Here is a 15950-nt window from a genome sequence, read left to right on the forward strand (position 1 = left end):
GTCAGCGCGCCACCCTGAAAAGCTGGTAGGGCGAGTTCGCGGGCAACTGCACCCGCGTCAGCCAGTTCGGCACGAAGCCCTGCGACAGCTTGGCGTAGAAGCCGCCCGGCGCCTCCACCTCGTAGATCGTTGCCTCGGACATGTGCGGGCAGATCAGCACATAGTCGGCATGATGGCCGGCGATGATGGCGTGCGCCTGATCGGGCGTGCCGCGGAAGGCGTGCTCGGTGTCGAGGATCGCCTGCCAGTTGCGGTGATAGGGGCCGGCGACGGCGCGGTGGTGGGTCAGCGTGATGAGGCGCGGGCCGTTGTCGATCAGGGTGAAGAAGGTCGCCGGCGGCAGCTTCCCGATCGGCGCCAGCGCCGGGATGGTCGGGCAGCGGCGGTTGGCGAGCCTGGTGAGATTGGGCGCCTTCTTGCCCGGCACGGCGGCCTTGGGAAGCTTCTCGCGGCCGGTGGCGATCGCCCAGAGATTGGCGACCTTCAGATTGGCGAAGCGCCCCGGCACGATGTCGAGCCCGCCCGCCACGACCACGCCCGCCAGCGCGCAGAGCGCGAGCGCCGCGCCGATGGTCCGCCCCGGCACCCAGCCGCCCGCCTCGATGCGCAGATAGATGCGCCACGCCAGCCAGGTCGCGCCCGGCACAGCCAGCATCTGCGCGCTCGGGCTGGTGCGGATCTGCCAGAAGAGCAGCGCCGTCGCGAACAGCGCGAAGAGCGAGACGGGCGCCCACTCGGCTGCCTTGCGCGTCCCCCGGAGCCGCCACATCGCCATCAGGCTGCCGACCGTGCCGATGAAGGGCAGGGTGGCCATCGGCACCAGCGTCGAGAGCGGGTGGAGATAGATCGGCCGCGCCTCGCTGACATGGCTGAGCCAGAGCCGCTCGGCTTCGGGGGGGATGCCCTCCAGCCGGTGGCCGAAGCATTGCGGGAAGGCGAGGATATAGAGCGCGCCCGCCGCGGCGCCCGCCACCAGCACCAGCGCAAGCCGCGCCGCCGGGTGCCGCGCGGGCACGAAGGTGATGGCCACCAGCAGCAGCGCCGCCGCCGAGACGGTCGTCAGCCAGACGGGCGAAAGCGCGTCGCAGACGGCGCGCCAATTGTCGTTGGGCGCGAAGATCAGGAAGCCGAGCGCCGCCGCCACCGCCAGCACGAGGCCGTAGGTGCGCATCCGCTGCGTCTCGCGCGCGTCCCAGGCCCAGTGCAGAGCCACCGCCGCGCCGGCGAAGGCCACATAAGGCAGCATCTCCAGCCCGATCACCAGCGACAGCGCGGAGGAAAGCGCGATCATCGCGCCCGAGCGGCGCATGTCGGGCTCGGTCAGCCCCGCCACCGTCATCATCAGGAAGGCGAGCTGCCAGCCATGATGGTCGATGCGCAGCGGGGTCCACATCCCCATCGCGTTGCCCGCGCAGAGGAGGAGGGCGAGCGCCACCACATAGCTGCCCTTCGACACCAGCCGGCGCACGACCACCGCCATCATCAGGAAGGCGAGCAGCATCGGCAGCATCGGCGCGAGCGCGCAGGCGAAGCGATAGGCCTGCTGCGTGCCGACGAAGGGCTGGAAGGCGAGGATCAGCCCGGCGATCGGCAGATCGACCAGCCGCGACCAGTGGATGTTGAACCCGTCCGGCGGATTGAGGCGATACTGGCGCAGATCGTACCAGCCCTGGCCGCCCAGCCAGTCGCGCACCTGGTCGAAGCGCATATTGTCGTCGGTGTCGCTCAAGGCGAACCAGTGGATGGCGTTCTGCTTCTGATAGAGAAGCACGGCGGCCGTCCCGATCCAGAACAGCAGCGTGACGAGCTTCCAGCGCGTCGCCACGAAGCGATCGAACATCCGTTCGAGACGATCGACGAGCGACAGGGGGGCAGGGGGCTGGAGGCCGGTATCCGTCATGCGAGGCGCGCTTCGTCCGATTGGATTTGAGATTCCCTGTCCGCCGCTCTAGTCCCTGCGCGGCGGTGGACAAGGGGCGGCGTCTTGCGTGAAGATATGGTAAGGTTGTGGCACGGGCTCACGCCCGAGCGTCGCGCCCTGTTCGTGCAGCTCATCCGCTATGGCGTGGTGGGCGTCGGCGTGACGCTGTTCCAGATCGCGATCTACAATCTGCTGATCGGGGCCGGGCATCGCCCGCCGCTCGTCGCCAACACGCTGGCGACCGCCGCCGCGATGGTGGTCGGCTACACGATCCACAGCCGCTTCACCTTCGACGGCCATGGCGAGCGGGAAAGCGAGCTGCGCGCCATCCTGCGCTTCGTCGCCGCCAACATGGTGGGCTTCGCGGCCAACAGCTTCTGGGTGTGGCTGTTCACCTCCGCGCTGCACCTCTCCGCCCATTGGCCGTCCGTGCCGATGTTCTGCGTGACACCCGCCCTTCTGTTCTGGCTGAACCGCATGTGGGTTTTCGAGTAAGCCGGAACGCGCCTAAGGTATGCTGATGAACGATGCCTCCCCTCTGATGACCGTCCTCGTCCCCGTGAAGGACGAGGAGGATGCGATCCGGCATTTCGTCGAGCGCGTCGGCGCCGTGCTGGAGGCCCTGAACGAGCCGCAGGGCTGGGAAATCCTGTTCGTCGACGATGGCAGCCGCGACAACACGCTGGCCGCGATCCTGGCGGCGCATCGCGCGGACCCGAGGGTCCGCTGCCTCTCGCTGTCGCGCAATTTCGGCAAGGAGGCGGCGCTGTCCGCCGGGCTCGACCATGCGGCGGGGCAGGTGGTGATCCCGCTCGACGTCGACCTGCAAGACCCGCCCGAGGTGATCGGCACGATGGTGGCGCGCTGGCGCGAGGGCAACGACGTGGTCTACGGCGTCCGCCGCAACCGCGAGACGGACAGCTTCCCCAAGCGGCTGACCGCCGACCTCTATTACCGCGCGCACAATTATCTCTCTGCGGACAAGATTCCCGAACATGCCGGCGATTTCCGCCTGCTCGATCGCAAGGTGGTGGACGTCATCCGCTCGATGCCCGAGCGCAACCGCTTCATGAAGGGGCTGTTCGCCTGGGCGGGCTTCCGCCAGGCGGCGGTGGAATATGATCGCGTGCCGCGCAACGTCGGCACCACCAAGTTCAACTACTGGAAGCTCTGGACGCTGGCGCTCGACGGCATCACCTCGGGCTCGACCCTGCCGCTCCGGGTGTGGAGCTATCTGGGCGGCATCGTCGCGGTGGGGGCGCTGGTCTATGCGGGGTTCCTCGTCCTGCGCACCTTCATCCATGGCGGCGACGTGCCGGGCTATCCCTCGCTGATGGTGGCGATCCTGTTCTTCGGGGGCGTGCAGCTTCTCTCGCTCGGCGTGCTCGGCGAATATGTCGGGCGTATCCTCGTCGAGACGAAGCACCGGCCGATCTATGTCGTCCGCGAGACGATAGGCACCTCGCTCCAGCCGATGGCGGGCTGATGGATCGGGCCATCTATGACCGCATGGCGGAAATAGATGCCGAACATTGGTGGTTTGCGGCGCGGCGGCGGATCGTCTCCGCGCTGATCCGCGATCAGGTGCCGCTGAGCCCGCACGCGGAGATATTGGAGGTGGGCGCGGGCACCGGCTCGAACCTGACGATGCTTCAGGGGATGGGCCATGTCGACGCGATCGAGCCCGACGCCAAGGCCCGCGCGCTCGCCAGCCGGCGGGCGGGCATCCATGTCGAGGGCGGGACGCTGCCGGACCGGGTGCATCTGGAGGACCGGCATTACGACCTGATCCTGCTGCTCGACGTGCTGGAGCATATCGGGGACGATCATGGTTCGCTCCGCGTGCTGCGCGGCAAGCTCGCGCCCGGCGGACGGATGGTGCTGACCGTGCCGGCGTCCCCCTGGATGTGGAGCGCCCACGACGTCGCCCATCATCACAAGCGCCGCTACACCGCGCGCACGCTCCGCGCCGCCTTCGATGCGGGCGGGCTCAGCGTGCGGCACATGAGCCACTTCAACACGCTGCTCTATCCGCTGATCGCCGCCGCGCGGATCGCCGGGCGGCTGCGCCACCGCGAAGGCAGCGACGAGGCGATGCCCTCGCCGCTGGTCAATGCGGTGCTGGAGCGCGTCTTCGCGGCCGAGCGTCACTGGGTGACGCGCGGCACGCTGCCCTTCGGCGTCTCGTTGCTGGCGGTGGTCGAACCCGCCCCGCGGTGAACGATGCGATAGAGCACGCCGAAGCGCTTGCCCTCCCAGATCGGCACGAGATCCGGGTCGACCGGCCAGCGATCGCGCGGCATGTCGATCATCCAGACATAATCGAAGGCGTTGCGCGGGAAATATTGCAGCGCCAGTTCGAGGATCGGCTCGTTGCGCGCGCGGCAATCCGGGCGGCGGACGATCTGTGACGGATCGTGCGAGAAATAGCGCCCCGCATCCCGGTAGCGCACGCGCAGGAGCTGGGCGCCGGGCGCCTCCCACTGGTCGTTGACGAAGGCCCGCCGGCGAACCGTGGCCATCGAGCTCAGATGCTCCATGCGCGTCGTGTACCAGGCGCTGCGGCAGGGGACGTTGGCGAGCGCCATCACCCGGCTGCCCATCGGCACATGGTCGAGCGCCTTCAACTGCTGCTGATAGTTGCGCTCGAACTTGAGGAAGGCGAGCGTCGACACCGCCACGCGCGCGCCGAAGAAGAGCAGGCCGGCCGCCGCCACCGCGTTCGCCACCCGCTTGTTGGCGATCGGGCGCAGCGCCAGGATCGGCATCGCCACCATATAGGGGACGAGGCGCATGTCGGCATAGGCCGAGCTCAGCAGCACGCGCGGCAGGCAGATGAAGACGATCGCCAGCAGGATGGAGATGATGCCCAGCGTCGCCTCATAGCGCCGCCACGGCCGCCTCGAGGCGAAGCCCGACAGGCCGACGAGGATCAGGATGGCGGCGCTCGCCTCGTCCCACAGCTCGACGCGCTCGCGCAGCACCGAATAGAGCCAGCGCCACTTGAACCACCATTTGAACCAGTCGAACGTGCCGTGCGGAGCGCTGCCGCCGCGCCATGGCAGCAGCAGGATCGCCGGCGGCGCGAGCGGCAGGCAGGCGACGAAGGCGCGCCAGCCGCTTTGCACCCAGTCCTCCCCTTCCCTGCGGCAGCGGACCACCTCCGCGATGAAGCAGAGGATGCCGAGCACGCCCCAGGCGAAGCTGTGCGCCACCCAGATCAGGAAGCTGACGACGAAGAAGATATGGGGCCGGTATTTCAGCCGCCCCGTCCGCGCGAGCCTCAGCCAGAAGGCGAAGGCGATCAGCATCAGCCCCATCGCCATCGCGAAATTGATGAAGCCGAACTGGAAGGGATAGCCATAGGCCAAAGGCAGCGCGAAGAGCGCGGTGGGCGGCACCCGCCCGTGGATCTCGCGCGCGATCAGCAGCAGGCCCGCGACCGTCACCGCCGGGATCGCCATGACGATCAGCTTCACCGCCAGCTCGAGCCCGAGGATCGGCCCCAGCACCTGCACCATCAGATCGCAGGCGAGATTGCCGATCAGCGCCCAGTTGAAGCTGTAATAGCGCGACAGGAAAGGCGAGCTGTCGATCTCGAGCTGGACGCGGTAGCGCCCCATATGCCCCATCAGGTCGGTGAGCGGCGGGATCGGCGGCAGCAGCAGCGGCACCAGCGCCAACGCGATCATGGCGAAGGCGAAGGCGCGGGTTTCCCACCAGGCAGACGGACGCGGTGACGGCGACGGTTCGATCATACGGATTCCGGCGATAGTCCGCGCCGGGGCCTGCGAGCAAGCGGGCTTCGCAGGCCCCGGATCAGTAGATCACCGAATAGACCTGCGCATCGGGGACTTCGGGCATGGCGACGGGCCGCAGCCAGGATGGCGGCCTGCCCGCGATCAGGCGCGCGGCGATGTCGCCGGGCGCCGCCTGCGCCAGCCCGCGTGCGCTGTTCGAGGCCGGGCAGAAATAGACATAGGCCGGCCGCCTCTGCTCCACCACGGCGCGCGCCTGCGCCTCGTCGGTGGCGAAGAAGCGGAGCACGTCGTCCATCGCCTGCGGCGTGCGGTGATAGCTGGCGGCGATCACGCTGTGGCGCGTGCTCGACACGATCGCGCTCGCGAAATCGAGGTCGGACAGCCACAGGCTGGTCGGCAGCGCGTCGAGCCGGTGGACATGCGCGAGATCGGTGCAGGCGGCGAAGGCGTCGCCCGCGCGCTTCTCGCTGGCGGGCGGGGTCACCGCGCCGGCCGCCAGCATCGCCGGCGTGACGGGCAGCAGCAGCAGCACCGCGCCTGCCTGCGCGAGGATGCGGGCGGCGGGCAGGCGGAACGCCCGGATTGGCGTGCTGACGATCCTGAGCAGCATCAGCGCGCCGGGAATGGCGAGGATGTTCGAGACGGCGCCCGCGCGCAGCACGAGCACGCCGATCGCGGTGGCGGCGAGCAGCAGGAAGCCATAATCGACGAGAATCGGGCTGCGGCGCGGCGAGCGCAGTTCGGCGATCACGCCGACGAGGCCGATCAGCGGGAAACCGAGCCAGCCGATGATATCGTGCATCGGCTCATGCCAGATCGGCTGCCCCTCGGCGACGCGGCTGTACCAGAGCCGGACGTCGAGCGGGGTCAGCATCGAGAAGGCGCCCGCGCCGCATTGGGGCGCCCAGGCCTTGTAGAGCGCGGCGCAGGCGAGCGCGGTGAGGCCCAGCGCGACAAGCCGCACAGCCGGCCCCTTTTCGGCGCAACGCAGCGCCGCGAGCGATCCGAGCGTGGCCAATGCGAAGATGCCCATGTGGACGGGCGACACCGCGTCGCAGAAGGTCCGGTCGAACAGCGCGCCGCCATGGGCGAGGAGGAACAGCGCGAGGCTCGCCAGCGTCAGCGCGCCGAGATAGGCGGGGAGGGCCGAGCGCTCGCGCTGCGGCTGGACCACCCAGCGCAGGCCGAGCCCGGCGCCGGACGCCGCCGCGAAGACGATCCCTTCGAGCGAGATATGCATCCACAGTGCGGCGGCGGCTCCGGCGAGCGCCGCGCGCCGGGGGCTGCGCCGGCCGAGCAGGGCCGAGACGATCAGCAGCGCGCAGACCGCCTGCCAGCCATGATGATCGATGCGCAGCGGGTGGGCGAGGGCGTAGCTGCCCGCATCGGCGCCGCAGAAGACGGCGGCGAGCAGCGCGAGGGGGCGGCTGTCGAAGATCTGCCGCGTGATGCGCGCGATCAGCCCGGTCAGCGCCGCGAAGGTGAGGAAGGGCACGACGACGCAGGCGACCAGCTCCGCCGCCGGCTGGCCGAGCAGCGGCCGGAACAGCAGGATCACCGCCGCGATCGGCACGTCGAGCAGGCGGGACCAGTGCATCGGCAGGCCGGCCGGCGGATTGACGCGATACTGGGTGACGTCGAACCAGCTCTGCCCCGCGATCCAGTCGCGCACCTGCTGGAGGCGCATCAGATCGTCGGGATCGTGGAAGCGCTCGCCCCGAATCCCGGACCAGGAGCTGAACACCATCAGCCCGTAGAACAGCAGGATGATCGCAGTCAGCAACAGCCCGTAGAGACGCGGAGATAGGCGCATCGGCTCGCCCCCCGACGAGTCCGATGCGCCGGCGGCCCCGTCCGCCAACCGTGTGTCGCTCATGCCGCGTGCAGGCGGCGGGGCACGGCGCGGACCGAGCCCAGCGCCGCGCGAGCGTCATCCTCGATCGGGCGGGCGATCCGGGCGGCTTCGCCCTCGTTGCCCGCCTCGTGATATTCGGCGTCCTCGTTCACCGCCCAGACGTCGAACTGGCGGTGGCCGGCCAGGATGTTGCGGACGGTCAGCATCGCCGTCATCATCGCGTGATCCTGGTTGTTGTAGCGGTGCATCCCGTTGCGGCCGACGAGGTGGAGCGTCGGATAGGCGGCCTCCAGCTCCTCGCGCATCGCGGTGACGTGCTGCGCATAGGCGTCGTCATAGACCGGATAGGCCTTCTCCTGCCGCACCACCACGCCGCCTTCGACGGCGGCCGGGTCGCACAGGCCGAGCAGCCCCATCTCGCGGGTCGCGAGCGCCACGAGGTCGGCGTCGGACGAGGTCCACAGGCCGTCGCCCTCGAAGCAGAAATATTCGAGGCCGACGCAGGCGAGATCGGGATCGGGCACCATCTCGGGCGACCAGGACCGGAAATTCTGGATGCGGCCGACCTTCACCTTCGAATCATGGATGTAGATCCAGTTGTCCGGGAAGAGATCGGGCGAGCGGATCATCAGCGCGACGGTCAGGAAGTCGCGATATTTGAGGTCGAGCGCTTGCGGAAGCGAGGCCGGCAGCGGATGGATGCGCCCCGCCAGCTCGCGCATCGGCGCGGACGAGATGACATGGTCGGCGCGGATGATGCGATCGCCATCCGGCCCGGTGGCGGTGACGCGCCAGCCGCCGGCATCCTGCGAAAGCTGCTTCAGCGCATGGGCCATCAGCACCGTGTTGCCGCCTTCGACCACCCGATCGCGCGCAGCTTCCCACATCATGCCGGGGCCGCGCCGCGGATAGCGGAAGCTCTCTAGCAGCGTCTTGGTCTCCATGCCGTCATTGGGCTTCTTGTTGAGCCCCAGCGAGCGCCTGAAGCCGTCCAGCACCGCCTTGCCGAGCGACAGGCCCTTGATGCGCTGCGCCGCCCAGTCGGCGGAGATCTCGTCGCAGGGCATCCCCCAGACCTTCTCGGTGTAGGTCTTGAAGAAGATGCCGAACAGCTTGGCGCCGAACTGGTTGATCGTCCAATCCTGGAAGGAGCGGGCCTCCTTCTTGGGGAAGAGCTTCCAGCGCAGATAGCTCGCCATGCACAGGGCAGAGCGCAGGATGCCGAGGTTCCACAGCGCCTCGAACGCGCGCAGCGGATAGCTGTAGAACTTGCCCTCGTAATAGATGCGGCTCATGCGTGGCCGCTCGATGAAGTCGTCCGGCAGGATCTCGTTCCAGAGATCGACCACCTCGCGCGATTTCGAGAAGAATCGATGGCCGCCGATGTCGAAGCGGAAGCCCTTGTGCTCGACGGTGCGGCTGATGCCGCCGACATAGGCCGGGTCTTTCTCGATCACCGTGACACGCTTGCCGGCCTTGGTGAGGAGATAGGCGGCGGTGAGGCCCGCAGGCCCCGCGCCGATGATGGCGACGTCCACCTTGTCCTGATGCCGAGCGCCCACACGCCTCTCCCGAAGATCCATGCCCTCGGGATGCCTGTGGAGAAATAATTTAGGGTTAACGCCGCCCGAGTCGCGATGACGGCAAAAGAAAGGGCGGCGAATCCCTTGCGAGGATTCGCCGCCCTTCTTCGAATCGATTCGCCGATCAGCGGCCGTCGCGGCGGCCGAGCAGGCGGAGACGGAGCGCGTTCAATTTGATGAAGCCCGCCGCGTCGCGCTGGTCGTAAGCGCCGGCGTCGTCCTCGAAGGTCACGACCTTCTCGGAATAGAGCGTGTTCGGCGACTTGCGGCCGACGACGTAGCAGCCGCCCTTGTAGAGCTTGAGGCGGACGGTGCCGGCCACCTTCTCCTGGCTGTGGTCGATCGCCGACTGGAGCATCTCGCGCTCGGGCGAGAACCAGAAGCCGTTGTAGATCAGCTCGGCATAGCGGATCGCCAGCTCGTCCTTCAGATGCGCCGCGCCGCGATCGAGCGTGATCTGCTCGATGCCGCGATGGGCGGCATGATAGATGGTGCCGCCCGGCGTCTCGTACATGCCGCGCGACTTCATGCCGACGAAGCGGTTCTCGACCAGATCGAGGCGGCCGATGCCATGCTTGCGGCCGAGATCGTTGAGCGCCGCCAGCAGCGTCGCCGGCGACATGCCGACGCCGTTCAGCGCGACGCCGTCGCCCCGCTCGAAGTCGATCGTGATATATTCGGGCGCGTCGGGCGCGTCCTCCGGGTTGACGGTGCGCGAATAGACATAGTCCGGCACCTCGTCCCACGGATTCTCCAGCACCTTACCCTCGGACGAGGTGTGGAGCAGGTTCGCGTCGGTGGAGAAGGGCGATTCGCCGCGCTTGTCCTTGGGCACCGGAATCTGGTGCTTCTCGGCATATTCGATCAGCTTGGTGCGGCTGGTCAGATCCCATTCGCGCCACGGCGCGATCACCTTGATGTCGGGCTGGAGCGCGTAATAGCCGAGCTCGAAGCGGACCTGGTCGTTGCCCTTGCCGGTGGCGCCATGGCTGACGGCATCGGCGCCCACCAGCTTGGCGATCTCGATCTGGCGCTTGGCGATCAGCGGACGCGCGATCGAGGTGCCGAGCAGATAGGTGCCCTCGTAGAGCGCGTTGGCGCGCATCATCGGGAACACATAGTCGCGGGTGAATTCCTCGCGCAGATCGTCGATGAAGATATGCTCGGGCTTGACGCCCATCAGCTCGGCCTTGGCGCGCGCCGGCTCCAGCTCTTCCCCCTGACCGAGATCGGCCGTGAAGGTGACGACCTCGCAATTGTAGGTCTCCTTCAGCCATTTGAGGATGACGCTGGTGTCGAGGCCGCCCGAATAGGCGAGGACGACGCGATTGACCTGTTGCGTCATGGCTGATTCCTTCGTGGGGTTTGGGGGTTACGGATCGGGCGCGCCTGTGCCATCGCGACGCTCGCGGTTCAACCCGGAGTGTCATGATGTCGAGATGCGGGCTGCTTCTTTTGCCCATGATCTGTGTCTCCGGGATGGCATTTGCCGATCCGCCGCCGGTCAGGCGCGCCGATGTGGTGAACCGCGCCGCGACGATGTTCGACCGGGCCGACACCAATCATGACGGCATCCTGACCCGCGAGGAATATCACGCGGCGCTCGCCGCCATCGCCAAAGCGAAGAGCGCGACTCCGACGGAGAAGGGTTGGGCGATGGTCGACGCGCAGTTCGATGCGGTCGACCAGTCCCACACCGGCCACATCCCGCGTGACCAGTTCATCGCCGCCGCCACGGCTCATTTCGACGGGGCCGACCTCAACCGGGACGGCATCGTCACCCCCGGCGAGGCGCGCAAGGCCGCGAAGATGAAGCGCAAGGCGATGAAGGCCGGGCGCGCGCAATAGCGCTCAGCCTTTCGCCAGCAAGTCCTTCTCGGCCCGCGCCATATAGTCGCGGGTGATCGGCAGCGCGCGGCGGTCCTTCACGAACTGGAGCTGGAAATTGACCATCTCGCCCCAGCGGAACGCCGTCAGCGCCCCGGCGAGATAGAAGCGCCACATCCGGTAGAAACGCTCGTCATACAGCGCGACGATCTGCGCCTTGGCGGCGGTGGTGCGCTCGTACCAATGCTCGATGGTGAGCGCGTAATGGAGGCGCAGTATCTCGACGTCGGACAGCATCAGCCGCTCGCGCTCGCTCGCGGCGACCGCCTCCGAGAGCGCGGGGATGTAGCCGCCGGGGAAGATATATTTGGCGGTGAAGCTGTCGGTGTAGCTCGGCCCGCCGACGCGGCCGATGGTGTGGATCAGCGCCACGCCGTCCTCGGCCAGCAGCTCACGGACCCTGGCGAAATAGCTGCGGAAATGCGGCGCGCCGACATGCTCGAACATGCCGACCGAGACGATCCGGTCGAATCGGCCGTCGAGCGTGCGATAGTCGATCAGCTCGAACTTCACGCGATCGGCGACGCCGGCTTCCTGCGCCCGGCGGCGCGCGACCTTGAGCTGCTCCTCGCTGAGCGTGATGCCGAGCACGTCGACGTCCGCCACGCGATGGAGATAAAGCGCCATGCCGCCCCAGCCGCACCCGATGTCCAGCACCTTGAGGCCGGGCTTGAGGTTGAGCTTGGCGGCGATGTGCGCCTTCTTGTCGAGCTGTGCGCGCTCGAGATCGTGGGCGCGGTTGTCCTCGCCGAAATAGGCGCAGCTATATTGGCGGTCGCGATCCAGGAAGAGGTCGTAGAGCCGGTCGTTGAGATCGTAATGATGGGCGACGTTGCGCTTCGACTGGAGCAGCGAGTTGGCCCGGCCGAGCTTCATCAGCCAGGGATGCTCGCCGATGCCGAGCCCGTCCTCGACCGCCTTCTCCCACGCCGTGTTGAACCGGAAGAGATCGAGGAAACCGAGGATGTCGTCGCCCTCGATGTCGAGCCGGCCGTCCATATAGGCTTCCGGCATCCCGAGCGTCGGGCGGCGCATGATGTCGAGGGGCACGCGCTTGTCGTGGAAGCGCAGCGTTATGGGCGGACGCTCCGGGTCCGGCGCGCCGTAGCGGCGCGTCTGCCCGGAGGCATCTGTGACGATCAATTCGCCCGACCGGACGATACGGCGCAGGAACGGATCAAGTAGCATGTCGAAACCGAGGTTAACCGGCTCCGTGTTGATTTCGCAAGCTTATCCGAGCGCGGCCTGCTTCTCTTCGGCGAGACGGTCGAGTTCGGCGCGGCTGCGCTTCTCGGCCGATGTCTTGAGCTGGCCGCAGGCGGCGTCGATGTCGCGGCCGCGCGGGGTGCGGACCGGAGCCGAGATGCCCCCCTCGAAGACGATGTTCGAGAAGGCGCGGATGCGCTCCGGCGTCGAGCATTCGTAGGCCGCGCCCTCCCACGGGTTGAACGGGATGAGGTTCACCTTGGCAGGCAGCTTGTACTTGCGGATCAGGCGGACCAGCTCGTGCGCGTCGGCGTCGCTGTCATTCTTGTCCTTCAGCATCACATATTCGAAGGTGATGCGCCGCGCATTGTTGGCGCCCGGATAGGCGGCGCAGGCGGCGAGCAGCTCCTCGATGCCGTACTTCTTGTTGAGCGGCACGATCTCGTCGCGCACCTCCTTGGTGACGGCATGGAGCGACACCGCGAGGTTGACGCCGATCTCCTCGCCGGCGCGCGCCATCATCGGCACCACGCCCGAGGTGGAGAGGGTGATCCGGCGCTTGGAGAGGGCGAGGCCGTCGCCGTCCATCACGATCCTGAGAGCATCGCGCACCGCGTCGAAATTGTAGAGCGGCTCGCCCATGCCCATCATCACGATGTTGGTGAGCATCCGGCCTTCGGGCTGGCTCGGCCATTCGCCGAGGCTGTCGCGCGCCAGCATCACCTGGCCGACGATCTCGCCCGGCGTCAGGTTGCGCACCAGCTTCATCGTGCCGGTGTGGCAGAAACGGCAGTTGAGCGTGCAGCCGACCTGCGACGAGACGCACAGCGTGCCGCGATCCGCGTCGGGGATGAAGACCATCTCGAAATCATGGCCGTCGGTGGAGCGCAGCAGCCATTTGCGCGTGCCGTCCGACGAGACCTGCGCCTCGACCACCGCCGGACGGTCGACCGCGAAGCGCTCGGCCAGCCACGGGTGCTGGGCCTTGGCGATGTCGGTCATCGTCTCGAACGAGGTGGCGCCGCGGTTGTAGATCCAGTGCCAGAGCTGCTTGGAGCGGAGCTTGGCCTGCTTGGGCTCCATGCCGGCGGCTTCCAGCGCGCCCCGGATCTGATCGCGGGTGAGGCCGACGAGGTCCATCTTGCCGTCGGCGCGGGCCGGGGTGGCGCGCGGAACGGGCACGGGATCGACGTGGCCGGGAATCGGCATCAGGTTCGGGGCGGTCTGCATGGTCGCGCACATAGGCGAAGATGGGCGATTTTTCCAGCGCTGGCGGGAGCGGGCCTTCAGCGCATCGGGCAGGCCAGCATCGCCGCGTCGATCGCGCTCGCCGCGCCGCGCAGGCGATAGGCGTCGGCAAAGGGCGTGCCGTCCGGCGCGACGCTGCTCACGCTCATCGAACTGCCCGATCGAATCGCCGAGACGATCCGCGCGTCCGCATGACGATCCCGCGCCCAGGCGGATCGCCCCTGCGCGACGAGCCGGAAAGCCGAATCGCCGATGATGAGCGTCACCGGCGCGCCGTCGCGATGGTCGTGGCTGAGGCGGATCGAAATTTGCGCGCGGATTCGTTTTTGGGGCCAACTGGCCACCGAGGCGAACGCGCCTCGCCCCGCGGCGCGCGTTCCGGGCGGCGGCTCGGCGATCGCGAAGCAGCGTGTCGACGATCCTTCGGAACCTTCGCGGAATGCGCCCCAATCGCGGAAGACGGCGAGCGAGGAACGCTCTCCGGCATGGGCCGCGGAGGCCAGAAGCAGGCCCGCGCATAGTATCGCCAGACGAGTTTCAAGTCCCAAAGCCCGCAATCCCCCAACGAATGTTGCACTGCGGCAACAGCCGATATGACGTTTATGTGACGTTCATGTGCCGGGTTCCAGAGGCCCCGCCGCGAACCCGGCATCCCCCTCAATCAGCCGGGACGCAAGCGTAAGGAGTTTAGATATGCGTATTGCTCTTGCCGCCGTTGCGGCCATTGCCATCGCCGCTCCTGCCTTCGCGCAGGACGCTGCCCCCTTCACCGGCGCGCGTATCGGCGCCACCCTGGGCTGGGACAAGGCCCATGGCCAGGACGGCTTCACCTATGGCGGCGCCATCGGGTATGACAAGCTCGTCGCGCCGAAGATCACCGTGGGCGCCGAGGCGACCTTCGAGGACTCGACCGCCAAGGGCGCCGGCATCCACGCCTCGCGTGACGTCGCCATCTCGGGCCGCGTCGGCTATGTCCTGACGCCGAAGCTGCTCGGCTTCGCCAAGGTCGGCTACGACACCACCCGCTTCGACATCGCGGGCGCCGGCCACACCAACCTCGAGGGCGTCCGTTACGGCGGCGGTCTCGAATATTCGGTGACGCCGCGCACCTACATCTCGGCGGAATATCGCCGCACCGAGTATGAGAACAACTTCGGTGGCCGCGACGCGGCGATCGCCGGCTTCGGCGTCCGCTTCTAAGAGCGGGCCGTCCGCAAGGACGGATCGACATGGGGGCCGGGGCGGCGACGCTCCGGCCCCTTTTGCTTGGGGGCTTTCGGGGCTGGCGGTGGCCGGCGCGCGCGCTATAACCGGCTCCCAATCATGCGTGTAGCGGGGACGGAATGAAGGCGACGATCGAGCGTGCAACGCTTCTCAAGGGGCTGAGCCATGTCCAGTCCGTGGTGGAGCGGCGCAACACCATCCCGATCCTGTCGAACGTGCTCATCGAGGCGGCGGCGGAAGGCGGCCTCAAGCTGATGGCGACCGACCTCGATCTCCAGATCGTCGAGACGGTCGATGCCGCCGTGGATACGGCGGGCGCCACCACGGTGTCGGCGCACACCTTGTTCGACATCGTGCGCAAGCTGCCCGAGGGCTCTCAGGTCCAGCTCTCGGCCTCGGAGGGCAAGATGCTGGTGACGGCGGGCCGCGCCCGCTTCAACCTCGCGACGCTGCCGCGCGACGATTTCCCGGTGATCGCCGAGGGCGACCTGCCGACCAAGTTCGATCTTCCAGCCGCGACCCTGCGCCAGATCATCGACAAGACGCGCTTCGCCATCTCGACCGAAGAGACGCGCTATTATCTGAACGGCATCTACGTCCACGCCGCGGAGGACGGCCCGGAAGGCCCGGTGCTCAAGGCCGCGGCGACTGACGGCCACCGCCTCGCGCGCTTCACCGCGCCGCAGCCGCAGGGTGCCGCCGGAATGCCGGGCATCATCATCCCGCGCAAGTGCGTGGGCGAACTGCGCAAGCTGCTCGAGGAGGTGGACGGCTCGGTCGAGGTGTCGCTCTCGGCCACCAAGATCCGCTTCGGGCTGGGCACCGCGATCCTGACCTCCAAGCTGATCGACGGCACCTTCCCGGATTATTCGCGCGTCATCCCGACCGCGAACGACAAGCTGCTGAAGATCGATCCCAAGAGCTTCATGGAGGGCGTCGACCGCGTCGCCACCATCGCGTCGGAGAAGACCCGCGCGGTGAAGATGAGCCTCGATCGCGACAAGATCACGCTTTCGGTGACGTCGCCCGAGAACGGCACGGCGGCCGAGGAAGTGCCCGGCCTCTATGCCTCGCTCGGCTTCGATATCGGCTTCAACGCGCGTTATCTGATGGACATCCTCGGCCAGATCGAGGGCGACGAGGTGGAGGTCCACCTCGCCGACGCCGCCGGCCCGACGCTGATCCGCGAGGGCGACAACGCGCCGGCGCTCTATGTGCTGATGCCGATGCGCGTGTGACGCGCCGGGCTTCGATCGCCTGAACAG

14 protein-coding genes are annotated in these 15950 nt (G+C 67.8%); 6 read left to right on the top strand and 8 right to left on the bottom strand.

What is annotated here, in order from left to right:
• Position 1: 1 nt before the first annotated feature.
• Positions 2–1900: an AcrB/AcrD/AcrF family protein gene (locus tag FHS98_RS06775; RefSeq protein WP_167102014.1), complete on the bottom strand. Its 1899-nt coding sequence runs from the start codon at positions 1898–1900 to the stop codon at positions 2–4.
• An 84-nt stretch (positions 1901–1984) separates the two neighbouring features.
• Here FHS98_RS06775 and FHS98_RS06780 point away from each other — a divergent pair, with 84 nt between their 5' ends.
• From FHS98_RS06780 to FHS98_RS06790, 3 genes are read left to right on the top strand one after another with little or no spacing between them, the layout of a single operon-like run.
• A complete protein-coding gene (locus FHS98_RS06780) occupies positions 1985–2416 on the top strand; it encodes a GtrA family protein (protein ID WP_167102017.1) in 432 nt (143 codons plus the stop codon).
• A 19-nt stretch (positions 2417–2435) separates the two neighbouring features.
• Positions 2436–3407, top strand: a complete 972-nt coding sequence (locus FHS98_RS06785) for a glycosyltransferase family 2 protein (protein ID WP_167102020.1) — start codon at positions 2436–2438, stop codon at positions 3405–3407.
• A complete protein-coding gene (locus FHS98_RS06790) occupies positions 3407–4141 on the top strand; it encodes a class I SAM-dependent methyltransferase (RefSeq protein ID WP_167102023.1) in 735 nt (244 codons plus the stop codon). Before FHS98_RS06785 ends, FHS98_RS06790 begins: the two co-directional genes overlap by 1 nt.
• On the opposite strand, the gene FHS98_RS06795 is transcribed toward FHS98_RS06790, so the two are convergent.
• From FHS98_RS06795 to FHS98_RS06810, 4 genes are all read right to left on the bottom strand, one after another.
• Positions 4069–5679 (bottom strand): hypothetical protein, encoded by a 1611-nt coding sequence (locus FHS98_RS06795; RefSeq protein ID WP_167102026.1) that lies wholly within the window; start codon positions 5677–5679, stop codon positions 4069–4071. The genes FHS98_RS06790 and FHS98_RS06795 overlap by 73 nt on opposite strands.
• Positions 5680–5740: 61 nt before the next feature.
• Positions 5741–7558, bottom strand: a complete 1818-nt coding sequence (locus FHS98_RS06800; RefSeq protein ID WP_167102029.1) for a hypothetical protein — start codon at positions 7556–7558, stop codon at positions 5741–5743.
• Positions 7555–9120, bottom strand: a complete 1566-nt coding sequence (locus tag FHS98_RS06805) for an NAD(P)/FAD-dependent oxidoreductase (RefSeq protein ID WP_167102032.1) — start codon at positions 9118–9120, stop codon at positions 7555–7557. Before FHS98_RS06805 ends, FHS98_RS06800 begins: the two co-directional genes overlap by 4 nt.
• Before the next feature lie 124 nt (positions 9121–9244).
• Entirely contained in the window at positions 9245–10465 is a 1221-nt protein-coding gene (locus tag FHS98_RS06810) for an argininosuccinate synthase (protein ID WP_167102035.1), read from the bottom strand.
• 134 nt (positions 10466–10599) lie between these two features.
• Between FHS98_RS06810 and FHS98_RS06815 the strand changes: the two genes are divergently transcribed.
• Positions 10600–10968: an EF-hand domain-containing protein gene (locus tag FHS98_RS06815; protein WP_167102038.1), complete on the top strand. Its 369-nt coding sequence runs from the start codon at positions 10600–10602 to the stop codon at positions 10966–10968.
• Positions 10969–10971: 3 nt separating this feature from the next.
• Here FHS98_RS06815 and FHS98_RS06820 read toward each other — a convergent pair whose 3' ends face one another.
• The 3 genes from FHS98_RS06820 to FHS98_RS06830 are packed head-to-tail and all read right to left on the bottom strand — an operon-like array spanning position 10972 to position 14009.
• Entirely contained in the window at positions 10972–12195 is a 1224-nt protein-coding gene (locus FHS98_RS06820; protein ID WP_167102041.1) for an SAM-dependent methyltransferase, read from the bottom strand.
• Positions 12196–12237: 42 nt separating this feature from the next.
• Positions 12238–13443: a dual-specificity RNA methyltransferase RlmN gene (gene rlmN / locus FHS98_RS06825; RefSeq protein WP_243847898.1), complete on the bottom strand. Its 1206-nt coding sequence runs from the start codon at positions 13441–13443 to the stop codon at positions 12238–12240.
• A 56-nt stretch (positions 13444–13499) separates the two neighbouring features.
• Complete coding sequence (locus FHS98_RS06830; protein ID WP_243847899.1) at positions 13500–14009, bottom strand: hypothetical protein; 510 nt, start codon at positions 14007–14009, stop codon at positions 13500–13502.
• Between the two features lie 145 nt (positions 14010–14154).
• Between FHS98_RS06830 and FHS98_RS06835 the strand changes: the two genes are divergently transcribed.
• Together FHS98_RS06835 and dnaN are read left to right on the top strand one after the other, a co-directional pair.
• Positions 14155–14661 carry an outer membrane protein gene (locus tag FHS98_RS06835; protein WP_167102044.1) on the top strand — a complete coding sequence of 169 codons (507 nt, stop codon included), beginning with the start codon at positions 14155–14157 and terminating at the stop codon, positions 14659–14661.
• A gap of 143 nt (positions 14662–14804) precedes the next feature.
• Positions 14805–15923: a DNA polymerase III subunit beta gene (gene dnaN, locus FHS98_RS06840; protein ID WP_167102047.1), complete on the top strand. Its 1119-nt coding sequence runs from the start codon at positions 14805–14807 to the stop codon at positions 15921–15923.
• The last annotated feature ends 27 nt before the right edge of the window (positions 15924–15950 follow it).

This window comes from Sphingomonas oligoaromativorans, from assembly GCF_011762195.1.
In the GTDB taxonomy this organism is placed as follows: domain Bacteria; phylum Pseudomonadota; class Alphaproteobacteria; order Sphingomonadales; family Sphingomonadaceae; genus Solisphingomonas; species Solisphingomonas oligoaromativorans.

Coding starts and splice junctions, on each gene's coding strand:
- FHS98_RS06775 (WP_167102014.1), bottom strand. CDS start 1,900: ATGACGGATACCGGCCTCCAGCCCCCTGCCCCCCTGTCGCTCGTCGAT.
- FHS98_RS06785 (WP_167102020.1), top strand. CDS start 2,436: ATGCTGATGAACGATGCCTCCCCTCTGATGACCGTCCTCGTCCCCGTG.
- FHS98_RS06790 (WP_167102023.1), top strand. CDS start 3,407: ATGGATCGGGCCATCTATGACCGCATGGCGGAAATAGATGCCGAACAT.
- FHS98_RS06795 (WP_167102026.1), bottom strand. CDS start 5,679: ATGATCGAACCGTCGCCGTCACCGCGTCCGTCTGCCTGGTGGGAAACC.
- FHS98_RS06800 (WP_167102029.1), bottom strand. CDS start 7,558: ATGAGCGACACACGGTTGGCGGACGGGGCCGCCGGCGCATCGGACTCG.
- FHS98_RS06805 (WP_167102032.1), bottom strand. CDS start 9,120: ATGGATCTTCGGGAGAGGCGTGTGGGCGCTCGGCATCAGGACAAGGTG.
- FHS98_RS06810 (WP_167102035.1), bottom strand. CDS start 10,465: ATGACGCAACAGGTCAATCGCGTCGTCCTCGCCTATTCGGGCGGCCTC.
- FHS98_RS06815 (WP_167102038.1), top strand. CDS start 10,600: ATGGCATTTGCCGATCCGCCGCCGGTCAGGCGCGCCGATGTGGTGAAC.
- FHS98_RS06820 (WP_167102041.1), bottom strand. CDS start 12,195: ATGCTACTTGATCCGTTCCTGCGCCGTATCGTCCGGTCGGGCGAATTG.
- rlmN (WP_243847898.1), bottom strand. CDS start 13,443: ATGCAGACCGCCCCGAACCTGATGCCGATTCCCGGCCACGTCGATCCC.
- FHS98_RS06835 (WP_167102044.1), top strand. CDS start 14,155: ATGCGTATTGCTCTTGCCGCCGTTGCGGCCATTGCCATCGCCGCTCCT.
- dnaN (WP_167102047.1), top strand. CDS start 14,805: ATGAAGGCGACGATCGAGCGTGCAACGCTTCTCAAGGGGCTGAGCCAT.